The sequence below is a fragment of the Klebsiella sp. GFKo11 genome, assembly GCF_056490265.1.
This window is the reverse complement of the sequence record NZ_CM151369.1, coordinates 6,153,273-6,173,827: the sequence shown is the minus strand read 5'-3', so window position 1 is coordinate 6,173,827 and position 20,555 is coordinate 6,153,273. Positions and strand designations below refer to the sequence as shown.

At 52.4% G+C, this 20,555-nt stretch carries 17 protein-coding genes, 4 tRNA genes and 2 rRNA genes; 17 read left to right on the top strand and 6 right to left on the bottom strand.

Annotated features, from left to right (window positions below; all coding sequences use genetic code 11):
- Positions 1-33: 33 nt before the first annotated feature.
- From AC07P6_RS29585 to AC07P6_RS29560, 6 genes are all read left to right on the top strand, one after another.
- Positions 34-110 (top strand) — tRNA-Ile (locus AC07P6_RS29585).
- 109 nt (positions 111-219) lie between these two features.
- Positions 220-295 (top strand) — tRNA-Ala (locus AC07P6_RS29580).
- A gap of 207 nt (positions 296-502) precedes the next feature.
- Positions 503-3,410: ribosomal RNA gene (locus tag AC07P6_RS29575) — 23S ribosomal RNA — on the top strand.
- 65 nt (positions 3,411-3,475) lie between these two features.
- A 5S ribosomal RNA gene (gene rrf / locus AC07P6_RS29570) occupies positions 3,476-3,591 on the top strand.
- Positions 3,592-3,647: 56 nt separating this feature from the next.
- Positions 3,648-3,724, top strand: a tRNA-Asp gene (locus tag AC07P6_RS29565).
- A 53-nt stretch (positions 3,725-3,777) separates the two neighbouring features.
- Positions 3,778-3,853 (top strand) — tRNA-Trp (locus tag AC07P6_RS29560).
- 92 nt (positions 3,854-3,945) lie between these two features.
- Here AC07P6_RS29560 and hdfR read toward each other — a convergent pair.
- On the bottom strand, positions 3,946-4,767 hold the full coding sequence (gene hdfR / locus AC07P6_RS29555; protein ID WP_182235523.1) for an HTH-type transcriptional regulator HdfR: 822 nt from the start codon (positions 4,765-4,767) through the stop codon (positions 3,946-3,948).
- Between the two features lie 118 nt (positions 4,768-4,885).
- Between hdfR and AC07P6_RS29550 the strand changes: the two genes are divergently transcribed.
- Complete coding sequence (locus AC07P6_RS29550; protein WP_110276913.1) at positions 4,886-5,224, top strand: MaoP family protein; 339 nt, start codon at positions 4,886-4,888, stop codon at positions 5,222-5,224.
- A gap of 24 nt (positions 5,225-5,248) precedes the next feature.
- On the opposite strand, the gene AC07P6_RS29545 is transcribed toward AC07P6_RS29550, so the two are convergent.
- On the bottom strand, positions 5,249-6,769 hold the full coding sequence (locus tag AC07P6_RS29545; protein ID WP_478315293.1) for a YifB family Mg chelatase-like AAA ATPase: 1,521 nt from the start codon (positions 6,767-6,769) through the stop codon (positions 5,249-5,251).
- A gap of 351 nt (positions 6,770-7,120) precedes the next feature.
- Between AC07P6_RS29545 and ilvL the strand changes: the two genes are divergently transcribed.
- From ilvL to AC07P6_RS29510, 7 genes are all read left to right on the top strand, one after another.
- The gene (gene ilvL / locus AC07P6_RS29540; protein ID WP_001311244.1) at positions 7,121-7,219 is read left to right on the top strand and encodes an ilv operon leader peptide; all 99 of its coding nucleotides are present in this window, start codon (positions 7,121-7,123) and stop codon (positions 7,217-7,219) included.
- Positions 7,220-7,358: 139 nt separating this feature from the next.
- Positions 7,359-9,005, top strand: coding sequence for an acetolactate synthase 2 catalytic subunit (ilvG, locus tag AC07P6_RS29535; RefSeq protein WP_478315292.1), 1,647 nt, complete (start codon positions 7,359-7,361; stop codon positions 9,003-9,005).
- Positions 9,002-9,259, top strand: coding sequence for an acetolactate synthase 2 small subunit (ilvM, locus tag AC07P6_RS29530; protein WP_110276910.1), 258 nt, complete (start codon positions 9,002-9,004; stop codon positions 9,257-9,259). Before ilvG ends, ilvM begins: the two co-directional genes overlap by 4 nt.
- Positions 9,260-9,276: 17 nt before the next feature.
- The gene (locus AC07P6_RS29525; protein ID WP_181484182.1) at positions 9,277-10,206 is read left to right on the top strand and encodes a branched-chain amino acid transaminase; all 930 of its coding nucleotides are present in this window, start codon (positions 9,277-9,279) and stop codon (positions 10,204-10,206) included.
- Positions 10,207-10,267: 61 nt separating this feature from the next.
- Complete coding sequence (gene ilvD / locus AC07P6_RS29520; protein ID WP_110276908.1) at positions 10,268-12,118, top strand: dihydroxy-acid dehydratase; 1,851 nt, start codon at positions 10,268-10,270, stop codon at positions 12,116-12,118.
- Positions 12,119-12,120: 2 nt separating this feature from the next.
- Positions 12,121-13,665: a threonine ammonia-lyase, biosynthetic gene (gene ilvA, locus AC07P6_RS29515; RefSeq protein ID WP_182240588.1), complete on the top strand. Its 1,545-nt coding sequence runs from the start codon at positions 12,121-12,123 to the stop codon at positions 13,663-13,665.
- A gap of 119 nt (positions 13,666-13,784) precedes the next feature.
- Positions 13,785-14,486, top strand: a complete 702-nt coding sequence (locus AC07P6_RS29510; RefSeq protein WP_182235528.1) for a DUF2461 domain-containing protein — start codon at positions 13,785-13,787, stop codon at positions 14,484-14,486.
- 3 nt (positions 14,487-14,489) lie between these two features.
- Here AC07P6_RS29510 and ilvY read toward each other — a convergent pair whose 3' ends face one another.
- A complete protein-coding gene (ilvY, locus tag AC07P6_RS29505; RefSeq protein WP_304254911.1) occupies positions 14,490-15,398 on the bottom strand; it encodes an HTH-type transcriptional activator IlvY in 909 nt (302 codons plus the stop codon).
- A 155-nt stretch (positions 15,399-15,553) separates the two neighbouring features.
- Between ilvY and ilvC the strand changes: the two genes are divergently transcribed.
- The 3 genes from ilvC to AC07P6_RS29490 all read left to right on the top strand — a co-directional run bounded on the left by ilvC (position 15,554) and on the right by AC07P6_RS29490 (position 18,022).
- Complete coding sequence (ilvC, locus tag AC07P6_RS29500; RefSeq protein ID WP_181484179.1) at positions 15,554-17,029, top strand: ketol-acid reductoisomerase; 1,476 nt, start codon at positions 15,554-15,556, stop codon at positions 17,027-17,029.
- Positions 17,030-17,220: 191 nt separating this feature from the next.
- Complete coding sequence (locus AC07P6_RS29495) at positions 17,221-17,664, top strand: RrF2 family transcriptional regulator (protein ID WP_182235530.1); 444 nt, start codon at positions 17,221-17,223, stop codon at positions 17,662-17,664.
- The gene (locus AC07P6_RS29490) at positions 17,657-18,022 is read left to right on the top strand and encodes a DUF1360 domain-containing protein (protein ID WP_478315291.1); all 366 of its coding nucleotides are present in this window, start codon (positions 17,657-17,659) and stop codon (positions 18,020-18,022) included. Before AC07P6_RS29495 ends, AC07P6_RS29490 begins: the two co-directional genes overlap by 8 nt.
- Positions 18,023-18,056: 34 nt before the next feature.
- Here the strand turns inward: AC07P6_RS29490 and AC07P6_RS29485 are convergent, their stop codons facing one another.
- The 3 genes from AC07P6_RS29485 to AC07P6_RS29475 form a co-directional block, all read right to left on the bottom strand.
- Positions 18,057-18,695 (bottom strand): GntR family transcriptional regulator, encoded by a 639-nt coding sequence (locus tag AC07P6_RS29485; protein WP_000205685.1) that lies wholly within the window; start codon positions 18,693-18,695, stop codon positions 18,057-18,059.
- A 164-nt stretch (positions 18,696-18,859) separates the two neighbouring features.
- Entirely contained in the window at positions 18,860-19,798 is a 939-nt protein-coding gene (locus AC07P6_RS29480) for a sugar kinase (RefSeq protein WP_478315290.1), read from the bottom strand.
- 70 nt (positions 19,799-19,868) lie between these two features.
- Entirely contained in the window at positions 19,869-20,525 is a 657-nt protein-coding gene (locus AC07P6_RS29475) for an RraA family protein (RefSeq protein WP_181484177.1), read from the bottom strand.
- Between the last annotated feature and the right edge of the window lie 30 nt (positions 20,526-20,555).

Sequence of the window (20,555 nt, the reverse complement as noted above, 5' to 3'; positions counted from 1 at the left end):
TCTGATGAAAAATTAGCAGTAAAAAATCTCTGCAGGCTTGTAGCTCAGGTGGTTAGAGCGCACCCCTGATAAGGGTGAGGTCGGTGGTTCAAGTCCACTCAGGCCTACCAAATTTGCCCTGATACTGTGTTGTGAAACGACTCGCATACGTCAGTATGCTTCGTCATTCCACGCCTTGTCTCAGGACAAATTATCGGTACAGAGATAAGTTTTTACGATGGGGTTATAGCTCAGCTGGGAGAGCGCCTGCCTTGCACGCAGGAGGTCTGCGGTTCGATCCCGCATAGCTCCACCATCCTTTTACTGCAAAAAACAAGAAAACTTCAGAGTGTACCTGAAAAGGTGCACTGCGAAGTTTTGCTCTTTAAAAATCTGGATCAAGCTGAAAATTGAAACGACACGCTGCGTCTGTTCTCCGTAAATAAGAACAGCATGACGGTGTGTTCGAGTCTCTCAAATTTTTGCAGCACGAAGTGTTTTACGAAACATCTTCGGGTTGTGAGGTTAAGCGACTAAGCGTACACGGTGGATGCCCTGGCAGTCAGAGGCGATGAAGGACGTGCTAATCTGCGATAAGCGTCGGTAAGGTGATATGAACCGTTATAACCGACGATTTCCGAATGGGGAAACCCAGTGTGATCCGTCACACTATCGTTAAGTGAATACATAGCTTAACGAAGCGAACCGGGGGAACTGAAACATCTAAGTACCCCGAGGAAAAGAAATCAACCGAGATTCCCCCAGTAGCGGCGAGCGAACGGGGAGGAGCCCAGAGTCTGAATCAGTTTGTGTGTTAGTGGAAGCGTCTGGAAAGTCGCAGGGTACAGGGTGATACTCCCGTACACAAAAACGCACAGGCTGTGAACTCGAAGAGTAGGGCGGGACACGTGGTATCCTGTCTGAATATGGGGGGACCATCCTCCAAGGCTAAATACTCCTGACTGACCGATAGTGAACCAGTACCGTGAGGGAAAGGCGAAAAGAACCCCGGCGAGGGGAGTGAAACAGAACCTGAAACCGTGTACGTACAAGCAGTAGGAGCCCACTTGTTGGGTGACTGCGTACCTTTTGTATAATGGGTCAGCGACTTATATTCTGTAGCAAGGTTAACCGTATAGGGGAGCCGCAGGGAAACCGAGTCTTAACTGGGCGTTAAGTTGCAGGGTATAGACCCGAAACCCGGTGATCTAGCCATGGGCAGGTTGAAGGTTGGGTAACACTAACTGGAGGACCGAACCGACTAATGTTGAAAAATTAGCGGATGACTTGTGGCTGGGGGTGAAAGGCCAATCAAACCGGGAGATAGCTGGTTCTCCCCGAAAGCTATTTAGGTAGCGCCTCGTGAACTCATCTTCGGGGGTAGAGCACTGTTTCGGCTAGGGGGTCATCCCGACTTACCAACCCGATGCAAACTACGAATACCGAAGAATGTTATCACGGGAGACACACGGCGGGTGCTAACGTCCGTCGTGAAGAGGGAAACAACCCAGACCGCCAGCTAAGGTCCCAAAGTCATGGTTAAGTGGGAAACGATGTGGGAAGGCACAGACAGCCAGGATGTTGGCTTAGAAGCAGCCATCATTTAAAGAAAGCGTAATAGCTCACTGGTCGAGTCGGCCTGCGCGGAAGATGTAACGGGGCTAAACCATGCACCGAAGCTGCGGCAGCGACGCTTATGCGTTGTTGGGTAGGGGAGCGTTCTGTAAGCCGTTGAAGGTGGCCTGTGAGGGTTGCTGGAGGTATCAGAAGTGCGAATGCTGACATAAGTAACGATAAAGCGGGTGAAAAGCCCGCTCGCCGGAAGACCAAGGGTTCCTGTCCAACGTTAATCGGGGCAGGGTGAGTCGACCCCTAAGGCGAGGCCGAAAGGCGTAGTCGATGGGAAACAGGTTAATATTCCTGTACTCGGTGTTACTGCGAAGGGGGGACGGAGAAGGCTATGTTAGCCGGGCGACGGTTGTCCCGGTTTAAGCATGTAGGCGGATGTTCCAGGTAAATCCGGAACGTCATTCAACGCTGAGGTGTGATGACGAGGCACTACGGTGCTGAAGTAACAAATGCCCTGCTTCCAGGAAAAGCCTCTAAGCATCAGGTAACATCAAATCGTACCCCAAACCGACACAGGTGGTCAGGTAGAGAATACCAAGGCGCTTGAGAGAACTCGGGTGAAGGAACTAGGCAAAATGGTGCCGTAACTTCGGGAGAAGGCACGCTGATGGTAGGTGAAGTGACTTGCTCACGGAGCTGAAATCAGTCGAAGATACCAGCTGGCTGCAACTGTTTATTAAAAACACAGCACTGTGCAAACACGAAAGTGGACGTATACGGTGTGACGCCTGCCCGGTGCCGGAAGGTTAATTGATGGGGTTATCCGTAAGGAGAAGCTCTTGATCGAAGCCCCGGTAAACGGCGGCCGTAACTATAACGGTCCTAAGGTAGCGAAATTCCTTGTCGGGTAAGTTCCGACCTGCACGAATGGCGTAATGATGGCCAGGCTGTCTCCACCCGAGACTCAGTGAAATTGAACTCGCTGTGAAGATGCAGTGTACCCGCGGCAAGACGGAAAGACCCCGTGAACCTTTACTATAGCTTGACACTGAACACTGGTCCTTGATGTGTAGGATAGGTGGGAGGCTTTGAAGTGTGGACGCCAGTCTGCATGGAGCCATCCTTGAAATACCACCCTTTAATGGCTGGTGTTCTAACGTGGACCCGTAATCCGGGTTGCGGACAGTGTCTGGTGGGTAGTTTGACTGGGGCGGTCTCCTCCTAAAGAGTAACGGAGGAGCACGAAGGTTAGCTAATCCTGGTCGGACATCAGGAGGTTAGTGCAATGGCATAAGCTAGCTTGACTGCGAGCGTGACGGCGCGAGCAGGTGCGAAAGCAGGTCATAGTGATCCGGTGGTTCTGAATGGAAGGGCCATCGCTCAACGGATAAAAGGTACTCCGGGGATAACAGGCTGATACCGCCCAAGAGTTCATATCGACGGCGGTGTTTGGCACCTCGATGTCGGCTCATCACATCCTGGGGCTGAAGTAGGTCCCAAGGGTATGGCTGTTCGCCATTTAAAGTGGTACGCGAGCTGGGTTTAGAACGTCGTGAGACAGTTCGGTCCCTATCTGCCGTGGGCGCTGGAGAATTGAGGGGGGCTGCTCCTAGTACGAGAGGACCGGAGTGGACGCATCACTGGTGTTCGGGTTGTCATGCCAATGGCATTGCCCGGTAGCTAAATGCGGAAGAGATAAGTGCTGAAAGCATCTAAGCACGAAACTTGCCCCGAGATGAGTTCTCCCTGACTCCTTGAGAGTCCTGAAGGAACGTTGAAGACGACGACGTTGATAGGCCGGGTGTGTAAGCGTAGCGATACGTTGAGCTAACCGGTACTAATGAACCGTGAGGCTTAACCTTACAACGCCGAAGATGTTTTGGCGGAATTGAGAGAATTTCAGCTTGATACAGATAAACAGAATTTGCCTGGCGGCGACAGCGCGGTGGTCCCACCTGACCCCATGCCGAACTCAGAAGTGAAACGCCGTAGCGCCGATGGTAGTGTGGGGTCTCCCCATGTGAGAGTAGGGAACTGCCAGGCATCAAATTAGCAAGTGAAACCGGGGCATTAAACCGGTGGTTGTAAAGAAATTCGGTGGAGCGGTAGTTCAGTCGGTTAGAATACCTGCCTGTCACGCAGGGGGTCGCGGGTTCGAGTCCCGTCCGTTCCGCCACTTATTAGAAAATTAAGCCTGCTAATCTAGCAGGCTTAATGATAAGAAAATTTAGGGGCGTAGCTCAGTTGGTAGAGCACCGGTCTCCAAAACCGGGTGTCGCGAGTTCGAGTCTCTCCGCCCCTGCCATATAATAATCCTTTGCTTAGGCAAAGGATTTTTTTTGTCTTTAATTTTCCTCGTTATTATTCCTCATATCCCCCATCCATGGAGGATTGATCTTATCCTAAAATACTGCTTTTCAGGATCTCGCGAATCTGCGTCTGTTTATCGCTGTTTTGTAGCCAAATTGCATACAGAGGGCGTGAAAGCGTCACGCTATCCGTAACCGTATACAAGCCGCTTTTCTCCTGTGCCCACCGTACTGGCAGCCATGTGCATCCCTTGAGCGCACTGAGCTGCCGGTAGGCTAATTCTGCAGAACTGGTCGTTAGCAGAGGTATATCGTCATTACCGATCAATCCTACTTCATTTTGTTGAAAATCAGGTCCCCATTCCAGGCGTAGATAATTCAATTCATTTTTGTTTTTAGTCGGCGATGTGCAATAAAGTGCGAGTGTAAAGTTGCCAAGTAACTGGCTGCTTAGTTCATCCATCTTCGGCGATTCTGTCGTGATCAGCAGATCAAGCTGGCGCTCGTGCAGCTGTTTGACCAGCGATTGCCGCTGTGCAATCCGCGCCTCAAACTGCAGGTTATAGGGCTCAGTGTAGAGCTTCCCAAGCCATTCATTGAGTAGGCACTCCCAAAGAGAAGCACTGGCACCTATCGAAAATTCATTATGCCGGGAAGAATTTGCGACCTCCTTACGCGCGGCCTGCCAGGTATTCATCAGGGTTTCAGCATAGGGCAGCAGTTTTTCTCCAGCTGGAGTCAGGCGGATGTTGTTACGATGACGGGTGAAAAGATTCACGCCCAGCTGGTTCTCCAACTGGCGAATACGAAAGCTAACTGCTGACTGTGTCAGATAAAGCGCCTCCGCAGCCCGGCCAAAGTGACGAGTTCTGCTCACCTCAAGAAAAGTCTTGAGCAATTCCGTATCCACACTCTTCTCCACAAAATTATTTGTCGTGATGATTTAAATGTTTTGTTTGACGCTCTGTCAAGCGTAACTAATACTCCGCGCCATAAATAGCTCGGCCAAAGAATCAGGAGCGTGTAGGATGGCGGAAAGCTTTACGACAACTAATCGTTTTTTCGACAATAAAAATTATCCGCGCGGGTTTTCCCGTCATGGAGATTTCACCATCAAAGAGGCGCAACTGCTGGAACGTCATGGTTATGCCTTTAATGAACTCGAATTGGGTAAACGCGAGCCCGTTACCGAAGATGAAAAACAGTTTGTTTCGGTATGTCGCGGCGAACGTGAGCCAGCAACTGAGATAGAACGCGTCTGGATTAAGTATATGGCGCGTATTAAGCGTCCAAAACGTTTTCATACTCTGTCCGGCGGGAAACCGCAGGTGGAAGGTACGGAAGATTACACAGAAAGCGATGATTAAGAAAAAAGGGCGCAAGCCCTTTTTTTATGCAATTAGTTTTTGTAGATGGATCAACATCCGGTCTATAGCTCGATAGCCGAGGGCTTCCTGCAAATGATAGCGTTTGATGTGTTCCACCTGCTCAAGATCGGCAATGGTCCGGGCAACTTTGAGTAGACGCTGCCAGGCTCGTATCGAGAGTCCAAGTTGCGACAAGGTCTGCTCCAGCCACATAGCATCGTCTTTATGTAGCTGACACCAGACTTTCATTTCGTTATTCCCCAGGTGCGCATTAAGTTTCTTCTGTTGGGATAACTGCCTTTCGCGTGCCGCCAAAACCCGCAACCGTACGCTGGCGCTGTCCTCTTCTTCGTTTGTACCCTGACTTAATACCCCCGGTGGCGGAAGTGGGATTTCCAGAGAGAGATCAAAGCGGTCAAGAAAGGGGCCGGATAAACGCCCCAGGTAACGCAGAATCTGTTCTGGTGATGTTCGATTATGCTGGCCTTGATAATGCCCTGTCGGGCTAGGGTTCATTGCGGCGATGAGTTGGAAACGCGCTGGATAATCGATTTTTGCGCGGGTACGAGAAATATGAATGATCCCTGACTCAATTGGCTCTCGCAATGCATCCAGTACCCTACGTTCAAACTCGGGTAGCTCATCAAGGAACAGAATCCCATTATGGGCAAGGGAAATCTCCCCTGGCGCGGGGATTGACCCTCCGCCCACCATGGCGGCAAGAGATGCGCTGTGATGTGGGGCGCGGAACGGCCTACGACGCCACTGTTTCGTTGCATGGCTGGAATTGACCAGACTGAGTATCGCTGCGCTTTCCAGCGCCTCCTGGTTACTCAGCGGCGGCAGCAGACCCGGTAGACGACTGGCGAGCATTGTTTTACCAGTGCCTGGCGGGCCTATCATCAGCAAGTTATGGCCACCTGCAGCGATGATTTCCAGCGCACGTTTCCCTTGCTGTTGACCAATGACATCACGAAGGTCCACTAATGTCTCATTCGAACATTCTCCTTCCTGGATAGGGAAATTCAGAGGGTTTATTCCTTCGAGAAAAGCACAGACCTCCTGTAGATGTCCTGAAATAAGGCAGTCGCTACCGCCGATTAAGCCAACTTCCGTAGCATTCTCGTCAGAGACAATTATTTTTCGACCCGCCTTTATTGCTTCCATCGCGCTGGATATAGCCCCAGGAACGCCACGTAGGGCGCCTGTAAGCGCTAATTCACCGACAAACTCATATTGATTCAACTTGGTAGCATTTAACTGCTCTGATGCCACCAGAAGCGCGAGAGCGATAGGTAAATCGTATCGTCCCCCTTCTTTTGGCAGATCGGCTGGCGCCAGATTGATGGTGATTTTCTTTGCAGGCCAGGTGTAGCCGCTGTTAATAATTGCACTACGCACTCGGTCACGGGCTTCTCTAACCGTTGTTTCGGGAAGTCCCACCATCGTCAGACCAGGGAGTCCGTTGCTGATATGCACTTCAATCGTGATAAGCGGAGCACCGATCCCGAGAGCAGCGCGTGTGTAAACTATGGCAAGTGACATAAAACCTCCTGATAGCAGGAATTATGTCGGGGATTTTTTGCTGAGTAATCCAGCAATATTGAATTTTAGATGCTTCCTTCCAGTCGATTCACTGCCAGTTGTTACGCTGCAGGCATTTTTGGAAACTGACTCGCAGAAGGTAATAGTGGGTCAGCAATATGAGAAAGTGCTGTGGTATGCTCCACAAATTGAAATATTTTCATTTCATATTTTTCTTATTAAAAACAATTATCTTCTCAGAAATGGTTAGCAGAGTAATAAACTCAGCCATAAAAAAATCTTGTGTTTAATGTGATGTCTGTGGTACCTCTTTAGGTATTCCTTCGAACATGAAGCCAGAAAGAACATAAAATGACAGCCCTTCTACGAGTGATTAGCCTGGTCGTGATTAGCGTGGTGGTGATTATTATCCCACCGTGCGGGGCTGCACTTGGACGAGGAAAGGCTTAAAAAACAAGCCTTAACGAACTAAGACCCCCGCACCGAAAGGTCCGGGGGTTTTTTTATAACTTAAAAACAGAAGTGAGGAGCAGATGATGATGAGTAGCATAATGTTCTGTTTCTCTCGATCTATGACGGGGAAGTAACTATGAATGGAGCACGGTGGGTTGTACATGCTTTGCGAGCACAGGGAGTCGACACGGTATTTGGCTATCCGGGTGGCGCAATTATGCCGGTTTACGATGCGTTGTATGACGGCGGCGTGGAACACTTACTGTGCCGACATGAACAAGGGGCGGCGATGGCGGCCATCGGCTATGCCCGTGCTACCGGAAAAACTGGGGTGTGTATCGCCACCTCTGGTCCCGGCGCCACAAACTTGATAACCGGCCTTGCAGACGCACTGCTCGACTCTGTTCCTATTGTTGCTATCACCGGCCAGGTTTCTGCTCCATTCATTGGTACGGACGCATTTCAGGAAGTGGACGTTCTTGGCTTATCACTGGCTTGCACCAAACACAGTTTCCTGGTGCAGTCGCTGGAAGAACTGCCGCGCGTTATTGCTGAAGCTTTCTATGTAGCAAACTCAGGGCGTCCAGGCCCGGTATTGGTCGATATTCCAAAAGATATCCAGCTGGCTCAGGGGGATCTCGACCCACATTTCTCCATGGTAGCCGATGATGTTGACTTCCCATATGCGGATATCGAATACGCTTTGCAGATGCTGGCTCAGTCCCAGAAACCTATGTTATACGTTGGCGGCGGCGTGGGTATGGCGCAGGCGGTACCCGCGTTACGTGAATTTCTAGCCGTGACGCAAATGCCAGCTACCAGTACCCTGAAAGGTTTGGGTGTTGTGGATGCCGGCTATCCGTACTATTTGGGTATGCTGGGAATGCACGGTACTAAAGCGGCTAACCTGGCGGTACAGGAGTGCGATCTACTGATCGCAGTGGGCGCGCGTTTTGACGATCGCGTGACTGGCAAGCTGAATACCTTTGCGCCGCATGCCAAAGTTATCCATATGGATATCGACCCGGCTGAATTGAACAAGCTTCGTCAGGTGCATATTGGCCTGACGGGAGATCTGAATGCGATGCTGCCAGCACTGCAGCAGCCGCTGTCCATCGATACCTGGCGTCAACGTAATGCTGATTTGCGTGCTGAGCATGCCTGGCGCTACGACCATCCTGGCGATGCTATCTACGCCCCGCTGTTGTTAAAGCAGCTTTCCGATCGCAAGCCAGTGAATTGCGTGGTCACCACCGATGTGGGTCAGCATCAGATGTGGTCAGCGCAGCATATGTCCTACACGCGTCCTGAAAACTTCATTACCTCCAGCGGTTTGGGCACGATGGGCTTCGGCTTACCCGCTGCGGTTGGCGCGCAGGTGGCTCGTCCGGATGATACGGTTATCTGTATCTCCGGTGACGGCTCTTTTATGATGAACGTACAGGAGCTGGGCACCGTAAAACGTAAACAGTTGCCGCTGAAGATTGTGCTGCTGGACAACCAGCGCTTAGGAATGGTTCGCCAATGGCAGCAGCTGTTTTTCCAGGAACGTTATAGCGAAACCACTCTTACCGATAACCCCGATTTCCTTACTCTGGCCAGCGCCTTCGGCATTCCTGGTCAACACATCACCCGTAAAGACCAGGTTGAAGCGGCACTCGACACCATGCTTTCGAGCCAGGGGCCTTATCTGCTTCATGTCTCAATCGACGAACTTGAGAACGTCTGGCCGTTGGTGCCGCCCGGTGCCAGTAACGCAGAAATGCTGGAGAAATTATCATGATGCAACATCAAGTCGCTTTACAGGCTCGCTCTAACCCAGAAACTTTAGAACGTGTGCTGCGCGTAGTGCGCCATCGCGGATTCCAGATTTGCGCCATGAATATGGAAACGGCTGCCGATGCCCGGAATATTAATATCGAGTTGACCGTTGCCAGCCAGCGGCCCGTCGAATTACTGTTTAGTCAATTAAGCAAACTGATCGACGTTGCCTGCGTCGAGATCCAGCAACCTACATCACAACAAATTCGCGCCTGAGCGCAAAAGGAAAAGAAATGACGACGAAAAAAGCGGACTACATCTGGTTCAACGGTGAGATGGTACGTTGGGAAGACGCGAAGGTACACGTCATGTCCCACGCGCTGCACTACGGCACTTCTGTATTCGAAGGCATCCGCTGCTACGATTCACACAAGGGCCCGGTAGTTTTTCGTCATCGCGAGCACATGCAGCGCCTGCGTGACTCCGCCAAAATCTATCGTTTCCCGGTCTCTCAGAGCGTTGATGAACTAATGGAAGCCTGCCGTGAAGTGCTGCGTAAAAATAATCTCACCAGCGCCTATATCCGTCCGCTGGTCTTTGTTGGTGATGTTGGCATGGGCGTTAACCCACCAGACGGCTATACCACTGACGTTATCATCGCGGCGTTCCCGTGGGGTGCCTATCTGGGTGCCGAAGCGCTAGATCAGGGGATCGATGCGATGGTTTCTTCCTGGAATCGTGCTGCACCAAATACTATCCCAACAGCGGCAAAAGCAGGCGGTAACTACCTCTCTTCTCTATTGGTCGGCAGCGAAGCGCGCCGTCATGGCTATCAGGAAGGGATCGCGCTGGACGTCAACGGCTACATCTCTGAAGGCGCAGGTGAAAACCTGTTTGAAGTAAAAGATGGCGTGTTGTTTACTCCGCCGTTCACCTCTTCTGCGCTGCCGGGGATCACTCGCGACGCTATCATCAAGCTGGCGAAAGATCTGGGCCTTGAAGTGCGCGAGCAGGTATTGTCTCGTGAATCCTTGTATCTGGCTGACGAAGTCTTCATGTCCGGTACTGCCGCTGAAATCACGCCGGTACGTAGTGTCGATGGTATTCAGGTTGGCGAAGGCCGCTGCGGCCCGATCACCAAACGTATTCAGCAAGCATTCTTTGGCCTCTTCACCGGTGAAACCGAGGATAAATGGGGCTGGTTGGATCAGGTTAATCAATAAGCATAAAAAGATGGGGCGACACGCAACGCCCCATTTAACAGAAATTGGGAGTAACTAAAGCATGCCTAAGTACCGTTCCGCCACAACCACTCATGGCCGCAATATGGCGGGTGCCCGCGCGCTGTGGCGCGCCACTGGAATGACCGACGCCGATTTCGGCAAGCCGATTATCGCCGTCGTTAACTCCTTCACCCAGTTCGTGCCGGGCCACGTTCACCTGCGCGATCTTGGTAAGCTGGTTGCGGAGCAAATTGAAGCCTCTGGCGGCGTCGCCAAAGAATTTAACACCATCGCCGTGGATGATGGGATCGCCATGGGCCACGGGGGTATGCTTTATTCACTGCCATCCCGGGAGCTGATCGCCGACTCGGTGGAGTACATGGTTAACGCACACTGCGCCGACGCCATGGTCTGTATCTCCAACTGCGATAAAATCACCCCAGGGATGCTAATGGCGTCTCTGCGCCTGAACATTCCGGTGATTTTCGTTTCTGGCGGCCCGATGGAAGCGGGGAAAACCAAACTTTCCGATCAGATCATTAAACTCGATCTGGTTGATGCCATGATTCAGGGCGCTGACCCGAAAGTCTCCGATGACCAAAGCGACCAGGTTGAACGTTCTGCCTGTCCGACCTGCGGCTCTTGCTCAGGGATGTTCACCGCGAACTCCATGAACTGCCTGACCGAAGCTCTGGGCCTGTCGCAGCCGGGTAACGGCTCGCTGCTGGCGACTCACGCCGATCGTAAGCAGTTGTTCCTGAATGCGGGCTCACGCATCGTTGAGCTGACCAAGCGTTATTACGAACAGGATGATACCTCCGCGCTGCCACGTAATATTGCCAGCAAAGCGGCGTTCGAAAACGCGATGACCCTGGATATCGCCATGGGCGGCTCTACCAACACCGTACTGCATCTGCTGGCGGCGGCGCAGGAAGCTGAAATCGACTTCACCATGACGGATATCGACAAGCTGTCCCGTAACGTGCCGCAACTGTGCAAAGTCGCCCCGAGCACCCAGAAGTATCATATGGAAGACGTCCACCGCGCAGGCGGCGTGTTGGGTATTTTGGGCGAGTTGGATCGTGCCGGGCTGTTGAATCGCGATGTGAAAAACGTCCTCGGCCTGACCCTGCCGCAAACCCTCGATCGCTATGATGTCATGCTGACGAAAGACGAAGCGGTGAAAGAGATGTTCCGTGCTGGCCCTGCGGGTGTACGTACTACTCAGGCGTTTTCGCAGAACTGCCGCTGGGATACGCTGGATGATGATCGTGCCGAAGGCTGTATCCGCTCGCTGGAACATGCCTACAGCAAAGACGGTGGTCTGGCCGTGCTGTACGGTAACTTTGCGGAGAACGGCTGCATCGTTAAAACCGCCGGCGTTGATGACAGCATTCTGAAATTTACCGGTCCAGCTAAAGTGTATGAGAGCCAGGACGACGCGGTCGAAGCGATTCTTGGCGGTAAAGTGGTGGCTGGTGACGTGGTGGTGATTCGCTATGAAGGACCGAAAGGCGGGCCAGGCATGCAGGAAATGCTCTATCCGACGACCTTCCTGAAATCAATGGGGCTGGGCAAAGCCTGTGCGCTAATCACCGACGGTCGTTTCTCTGGCGGCACATCAGGTCTGTCTATTGGCCACGTTTCACCGGAAGCGGCCAGCGGCGGCAATATTGCCATTATTGAAGATGGCGACATGATTGCTATCGACATCCCGAATCGTGGCATTCAGCTGCAACTGAGCGATGCTGAGATTGCGGCACGTCGTGAAGCACAGGAAGCCCGCGGTGATAAAGCCTGGACACCGAAAGCTCGTGAACGTCAGGTTTCCTTCGCCCTTCGTGCCTATGCCAGTCTGGCAACCAGTGCTGACAAAGGCGCAGTGCGTGATAAATCAAAACTTGGGGGTTAATGATGGCCGAGTCACAACCCCTATCCGCCGCCCCTGAGGGGGCGGAATATCTCAGAGCGGTGTTACGCGCACCGGTCTATGAAGCGGTGCAGGTTACACCGCTGCAAAAAATGGACAAGCTGTCGTCGCGCCTCGATAACGTGATTCTGGTGAAGCGCGAAGACCGTCAGCCGGTACATAGCTTCAAGTTGCGTGGCGCTTACGCGATGATGGCGGGGCTGACTGAAGATCAGAAATCTCATGGCGTAATTACCGCTTCGGCGGGCAATCATGCTCAGGGCGTCGCTTTCTCAGCTTCTCGTCTGGGGGTGAAGGCGCTGATCGTCATGCCAACCGCAACTGCGGATATCAAAGTTGATGCCGTTCGCGGTTTCGGTGGAGAAGTACTGCTACACGGTGCTAACTTCGATGAAGCGAAAGCCAAAGCTATTGAGCTGTCGCAGCAGCAGGGGTTCACCTGGGTACCGCCGTTCGATCATCCGATGGTGATCGCCGGGCAGGGGACGCTGGCGCTGGAGCTACTGCAGCAGGATGCTCATATCGACCGGGTATTTGTGCCGGTCGGCGGCGGCGGCCTGGCGGCAGGCGTAGCGGTGCTGATCAAACAGCTGATGCCGCAAATCAAAGTGATTGCAGTTGAAGCAGAAGACTCTGCCTGCCTGAAAGCCGCACTGGACGCGGGCCATCCGGTCGATTTGCCCCGCGTCGGGCTGTTTGCTGAAGGTGTGGCGGTAAAACGCATCGGCGATGAAACTTTTCGCGTTTGCCGGGAGTATCTCGACGACATCATTACCGTCGATAGCGATGCGATCTGCGCGGCGATGAAAGACCTGTTTGAAGACGTGCGTGCTGTGGCAGAGCCTTCCGGCGCGCTGGCGCTGGCGGGGATGAAAAAATATATCGCTCAGCACAATATTCGCGGTGAACGCCTGGCGCACGTGCTTTCCGGTGCGAACGTTAACTTCCACGGCCTGCGCTACGTTTCCGAGCGTTGCGAGCTGGGTGAGCAACGCGAAGCACTGCTGGCGGTGACTATTCCGGAAGAGAAGGGCAGCTTCCTCAAATTCTGCCAACTGCTGGGTGGGCGTTCGGTTACCGAGTTCAACTACCGTTTCGCCGATGCGAAAAATGCCTGCATTTTTGTCGGTGTGCGTCTGAGCCGCGGTCTGGAAGAACGCCAGGAAATCCTCAATCTGCTGCACGATGGCGGCTACAGCGTGGTGGATCTCTCCGACGATGAAATGGCCAAGCTTCATGTACGCTACATGGTGGGCGGACGTCCGTCGCAACCTCTGCAAGAACGTCTGTTTAGCTTCGAGTTTCCGGAATCCCCCGGTGCTTTGCTGAAGTTCCTGCATACGCTAGGTACCCACTGGAATATTTCTCTGTTCCACTATCGCAGCCACGGAACCGATTATGGTCGCGTGCTGGCGGCATTCGAGCTTGCCGATCATGAGCCTGATTTTGAAAGCCGGTTGCATGAGCTGGGCTACGACTGTCACGATGAGAGTAATAACCCAGCGTTCCGCTTTTTCCTGGCGGGTTAGTCCTTATGATGGCCGGAAAACGAGGTATTGGCTTTTCGGTCATCTTTCTGAATTGCGTAGACAGTGTATGAACGGGTGCGATAATGCGCTAATCATCTTCTCGCTAAAAGGGCAAACAGATGGCAGGACGCTTCCAGGGATTTGCACAAGAAGGGCTCGATTTTCTTCAACAGGTGCGGATTGAAAATGATAAAACGTGGTTTGAAGAGCACCGTTTTATTTACGATCGCAGTGTCCTTACACCGTTTCGCGCGCTGGTGGATGATTTAGCACCTGCGATGCTGGAAATTGACCCACTGCTGGAAACCCGTTCCGCAATCGGCAAAACCTTATCACGCGTTCATCGTGATACCCGTTTTTCGCATGACAAATCCCTTTATCGTAGCCGGATGTGGCTGACCTTTAAGCGTTCTGCGAAAAACTGGACGGATGCCCCGGCGTATTTCTTTGAAATCAGTCCGGATACGTTGCGCTATGGGTTAGGGTATTACAGCGCCAGCAAGCCAACCATGGACCTGTTCCGTCATACTTTAAAGCAGCGGCCTAAGCAGTTTCTGGACGTCGCCGAATGTTGCCGGGCTCCGTTTGAACTGGTCGGGGAAAGCTATAAGCGGCTGTTGGTAAAAGATCTCGAACCAACTATTTCAGACTGGTACCATCGCAAATCTTTTGCCGCCATGGTCACCGATAACGATGTCGAAAAATTGTTCCATGCCGATTTGGTCACCTTGCTGGCAGACGGATTCCGTCAGTTGGAACCGCTGTATCAGTGGTTGATGACGGTAGAGACGATGAAGCAAATCGATCCGGCTGATTTGTAAAAGTCATTTTCCTTCTTCGATTTTTCTCTCCAGCACAATCTTCCAGAAGGCATCAATCAGCGGCTCATGCAGCCGCTTTTTGGGCGCGCAGACACCCAGTTCAAACGGTGTTTTCTCATCGCTACGCTCTAAAATCATCACGCGGTTGCGTACCGGTTCCGGGCTGTTTTCCAGCACCACTTCAGGCAGCAGCGCCACGCCGCAGCCCAGCGCCACCATCGACACCATCGCCTCGTGACCACCGACCGTGGCATAAATTGATGGATTGCTGATTTTATTACGGCGAAACCACAGCTCAATGCGGCGGCGTACTGGCCCCTGGTCGGCCATGATAAACGGCACCGTTGACCAGTCGGGTTCGTCGGCGGAGACCTGATTGCGCACCGGGCAGGGTAACGCCGGGGCGATCAGTACCACTGCCAGATTTTCCAGCATGGAGAACGCCACCGCGCCGGGCAGCGTCTCCGGCTTACCGGCAATCGCCAGGTCCGCTTCTCCGGTGACCACTTTTTCCATCGCGTCGGCGGCATCGCCGGTGGTGAGCTTAATCTCCACCGACGGGTGTTCGGCGCGAAAACGGTCGAGAATGGGCGGCAGATGGCTATAGGCGGCGGTCACCGAGCAGAAAATATGTAGCTCGCCCGAGAGCGACGGCCCTTGCTGATCGATGGTGTGGCGTAATTGCTGATACTGCAACAGCGTCTGTTGGGCAAAGACGCGTAGTTCTTCGCCCGCTTCGGTGAGCGTTACCGTGCGGTTATCGCGAATAAACAGCGCCTGACCGAGATCCTCTTCCAGACGTTGAATTTGCCGGGAAAGCGTAGAGGGGCTGACGTGCATCGCCCGCGCGCTGCGGCCAAAATGGCGGCTTTCCGCCAGATGCAGAAAGGTTTTTAGATCGCGTAAATCCACGGCTTGTACTCCACGTTTTTACATTGCATAAATTGCAATGTGACGTTGTGAATATATCAATTTCCGCAATAAATTTCCTGTCATATAGTGGGTTCATTCTCGCATAAGCGAACCGAACAATAAGCACGACACACAACATCACGGAGTACACCATCATGGCTAACTACTTTAATACACTGAACCTGCGCCAGCAGCTGGCACAGCTGGGTAAATGTCGCTTTATGGGCCGCGACGAATTCGCCGACGGCGCGAGCTACCTTCAGGGTAAAAAAGTGGTCATCGTCGGCTGTGGCGCTCAGGGCCTGAACCAGGGCCTGAACATGCGTGACTCCGGTCTGGATATCTCTTACGCCCTGCGTAAAGAAGCGATTGCCGAGAAGCGCGCTTCCTGGCGTAAAGCGACTGAAAACGGCTTTAAAGTCGGTACCTACGAAGAGCTGGTTCCGCAGGCAGATCTGGTGGTTAACCTGACTCCAGATAAACAGCACTCCGACGTTGTGCGTTCTGTTCAGCCGCTGATGAAAGACGGCGCGGCGCTGGGTTACTCCCACGGTTTCAACGTTGTGGAAGTGGGCGAGCAGATCCGTAAAGACATCACCGTAGTGATGGTTGCTCCGAAGTGCCCGGGTACCGAAGTGCGTGAAGAATACAAACGTGGCTTCGGCGTACCGACCCTGATCGCGGTTCATCCGGAAAACGACCCGAAAGGCGAAGGTATGGCGATTGCCAAAGCCTGGGCTGCTGCAACCGGCGGCCACCGTGCGGGCGTACTGGAATCCTCTTTTGTCGCGGAAGTGAAATCTGACCTGATGGGCGAGCAGACTATCCTGTGCGGTATGCTGCAGGCCGGTTCTCTGCTGTGCTTCGATAAGCTGGTGGAAGAAGGTACTGACCCGGCATATGCTGAAAAACTGATTCAGTTCGGCTGGGAAACCATCACCGAAGCGCTGAAGCAGGGCGGCATCACCCTGATGATGGACCGTCTGTCCAACCCGGCTAAGCTGCGTGCTTACGCGCTGTCTGAACAACTGAAAGAGATCATGGCGCCGCTGTTCCAGAAACACATGGACGATATCATCTCCGGTGAATTCTCCTCCGGTATGATGGCTGACTGGGCCAACGACGATAAGAAACTGCTGACCTGGCGTGAAGAGACCGGTAAAACCGCGTTCGAAACCGCTGCACAGTTCGACGGTAAAATCGGCGAGCAGGAGTACTTTGATAAAGGCGTTCTGATGATCGCGATGGTGAAAGCGGGCGTTGAGCTGGCATTCGAAACCATGGTTGATTCCGGCATCATCGAAGAGTCGGCTTACTACGAATCACTGCACGAGCTGCCGCTGATTGCGAACACCATCGCCCGTAAGCGTCTGTACGAAATGAACGTAGTTATCTCTGATACCGCAGAATACGGCAACTACCTGTTCTCTTACGCTTGCGTACCGCTGCTGAAAGAGTTTATGACCACGCTGCAAACTGGCGACCTGGGCAAAGCGATTGCTGAAGGCGCTGTCGACAACGCCCAGCTGCGCGATGTGAATGAAGCCATTCGTAGCCATGCGATTGAAGAAGTAGGTCAGAAACTGCGCGGCTACATGACCGATATGAAACGTATTGCAGTAGCTGGCTAATAAAACCTCGTTATCATCCGGCCCGGTCAGCGCTTGCTACCGGGCCGTTTTTTTATCTGCGTTTCAACGGATCTCTGAATCCACTCTCTTATCATATAAATTCATCTGGTTATCATGTGGATAGCTTTTATTTGTACAGATTATCCTTTCTGGGATTGCTCACATCTATCTTATGTAATATTGTAAGTTACATGAAAATAAACAACTCATTCTCAGCCACGCTGCACATCTTGCTTCACCTGGAGCAGATGGATAAGCCCCTGACGTCGGAACAGATGGCCTCTTTTATTGACGGCAATCCGGCGTTCATCCGCAAATTGCTTGCCGGACTCAGGGAAAACAATATTGTCTGTGCCACGAAGGGGCATCACGGCGGCTGGCGGCTCTGCCGACCGGTCAGTGACATTACGCTTTACGACATCTATATGGCGCTCGGCGAACCGGCGCTGTTTGCGCTGGGTAACCGCAGCGAAAACCCGCAGTGCCTGGTGGAACAGGGGGTAAACCGGGTGATGTCAGAGACGCTCGCCGACGCGCAGACGCTAATCCTCGATCGCTTTAAGCGCCTGACGTTGCAGGATATTGGCAGCGAATTTATCAGCTACTTCAACGACAAAGGCCACGACCATGATTGAAACCTTAACCACCTGCCTGATGATTGCGATGGCGGCGAGCAGTATTTCGATGACGGTGACGCAGACGGAGCTATTTGCTGCGTTTCGTGAATGGACGGCGAAAAAGAACGCGCTGATGGGACACTTGTTCCAGTGCTTCTACTGCTTAAGTCACTGGGTAGTTTTTGGCGGGATGGCGGTATATCGCCCGGCGCTGCTGAACAGCGGCTTTGCGTTGATTGACTGGGTAATGACGGCGTTTATCGTTATTACCATCACCACGCTGATTAACGGCCTGATGTTTAAAGTTTTCCAGGCTGCCGTCAGCACACATATGATGAAACACGAAGCGCAGAAGCTTCTCCAGCCGCATAAATAAGGTAATACCGCGTTCGGTCAATCTGTTCGCGGTATTAGCCGAACTGTCCCCAATACGCGCCTTTTTCTGGAAGGATATGTTCCTGTAATGCCTGGAGCGCTTTTTCAGCATCCGCATCCTGGATGGCCTGAATGATTGCGACATGCTGTTGATGAGAACGATGCATATGTTCGTCATTGCTGCCAAGGTAATTACGAATTGTCGCCATCTGCGCGGAAATAAGCACGTAGGATTGCTGTAAATAGGCATTGCCGCAATAGGTGAATAATGCCTCGTGGAACAGATTATCGAGGCGAATATATTCATGCGTGGAATTATTTTCCAGACAAAACGTCATGTGGTCGAGATAGGAAGATAATGCTTGTACCAGCTGGCGCTGATTGCGATGCAGGGACAGCCTCAGCGCTTTTGCCTCGACAAAATAACGAAACTCCAGCAACCCATTGAACTCAATATCGCTCAGATTGAAAACAAAAGTTCCGCTTTTCGGGCGGATATGTACCAGCCCCTCGCTTTGCAGACGTCTCAAAGCGTCGCGTACCGGCGCTTTAGTGGAAGATAAACGTGTCGCCAGGGCTGATTCAGATATTTTGCAGCCCATCGGTAATGTGCCGTTAATGATCATATCTCTGATACGACGATAAATAACGTCTTTGAGTAAGTCCGTTGTCATATTGATTGAAAATTCCGGCATGTTAACTCGGTGAGGGGCCGTTTGCGGCCAGCAATAGAGGTGACTGTATAACAGATTTGCGGGAATGGGAAAATGATATATGGCAACAAGTTGCCGCTGGCGTACCGTGCGAAAATGTGCCGCGCTGGCAGGCGCGGCGGAGATTACTGTGATTGAGTTTGCTGGATCAATACTTCAACTTGTGGCTGGCGAGGAATGGGCGCGACGGCACCATAACCGGTTGTCGTGAGCGCAGCGGCGGCATTGGCGTAGCACAGCGCATCTTCCGGCGAATCGCCTTTGATAATGCGATAAAGGAAAGCGCCTGAGAAACAGTCCCCGGCTCCGGTGGCATCGACGGTGGCGACTTTATGGCCTGAGTAGATGACCCGCCGGTTCTCATTGGCGAACATCGCGCCTTCCGCGCCCATTTTTAACACCACATTCTTTGCTCCAAGCTGGAGATAGAAATCCGTAATTTCATCTGCATGGTGTTTCCCGGTGAGCAGACGGGCTTCATCAAGGCTGGGCATGCAGTAATCTACATGACGGATCGTTTCATGAATGATGGCGCGGGCGCGGGTTAATGGCCACAGTTTGAGCCGCAGATTGGTGTCGAAGGAAGTCAGTGTTTGGTGTTTTTTGCATAATTCAATCGCGTGAAAAAGCGCATCGCTGACATTATTACCAATGGCGTGGGTGATGGCTGAGCTGTGAAATAAGCGTGCGGCAGCAATCGCGGACTCATTAATATCATCGACAGTCATCGTCGAGGCCGCAGAGCCTTTACGATAAAAGGTAAAGTGATGGCCCTGTTCGTTGTGCGAAATAAAATAGATACCCGTCGGGGCCGTTTTATGCGCGCCAACCCATTGATGATCGACCTTTTCTTCGTCCCATAATGCCCTGAAATTCTGACCAAATACGTCGTCACCGAGGCGGGTTAACATGGCAACCTGAGCACCTTGCCGCGCCGCGCTAATGGCAAAATTCGAGGTGTCACCGCCAAATCCGCTAAGATAATGCTGCTCAGAGCGCTCCGTGGGAAGCTGATTGAATTCAAAAAGGGGTTCACCAAATGAAAGAATATCGAACTGCTTCATTGCGTTCTCCAGGTGATAGTGTCCGTCCAGGCACGCCATCAGCCAGACCGGCTGATGGCGTCTGGGTTAATTAGATTCGGCCGTATTTCGCCAGGCCTTCACGCAGAGAACCGGACTGAATAATCAGTTTGGCTTGTTCCAGCTCGCGGCTGTCAATGGATTGCGCCAGTGCTAATACTTCTGCTGCGACCGCCTGCGGTACGCACACCACGCCGTCGATATCCCCCACAATCAAATCCCCTGGATTCACCGTGACATCGCCGATGGTGACGGGCTGGTTGGCTGAAATGGTTTTGAAACGGCCAAGTGTGGTGCCTGGAGTAACCGTTTTGGCATAAACCGGGAAATCGTAATCACGACGGATCTCCGCCAGGTCACGGACGCCGCCGTTCAACACTGCGGCCTCATGTTTATTGGCAACAGCCCCGGCGGTCATTAACCCGCCCCAGACGGCAACGGTTTCCAGTGATGGGTTGCCGGTAATGACGATGACCGAACCGCTGGCGGATTCATCAATGGCATCCAGCGCATGCTGCGGCGGTACTTTTTCGTCAGTGACGTCTTCATAAATAGTGACGGCCGGACCAACGATTTTTTTGTCGTTGATGCGGTTTTTGATTTCAAAAGGCAGGAACATAGTCTTGCCGAGGATCTGATCGCAGGCATCAGCGACAGAAGCGGTGGAATAAATGGCGCGAAAACCGTCGATAATCTCTTTGCTGTACATAACACTTCCTCTTTTTATAACGAATACGGA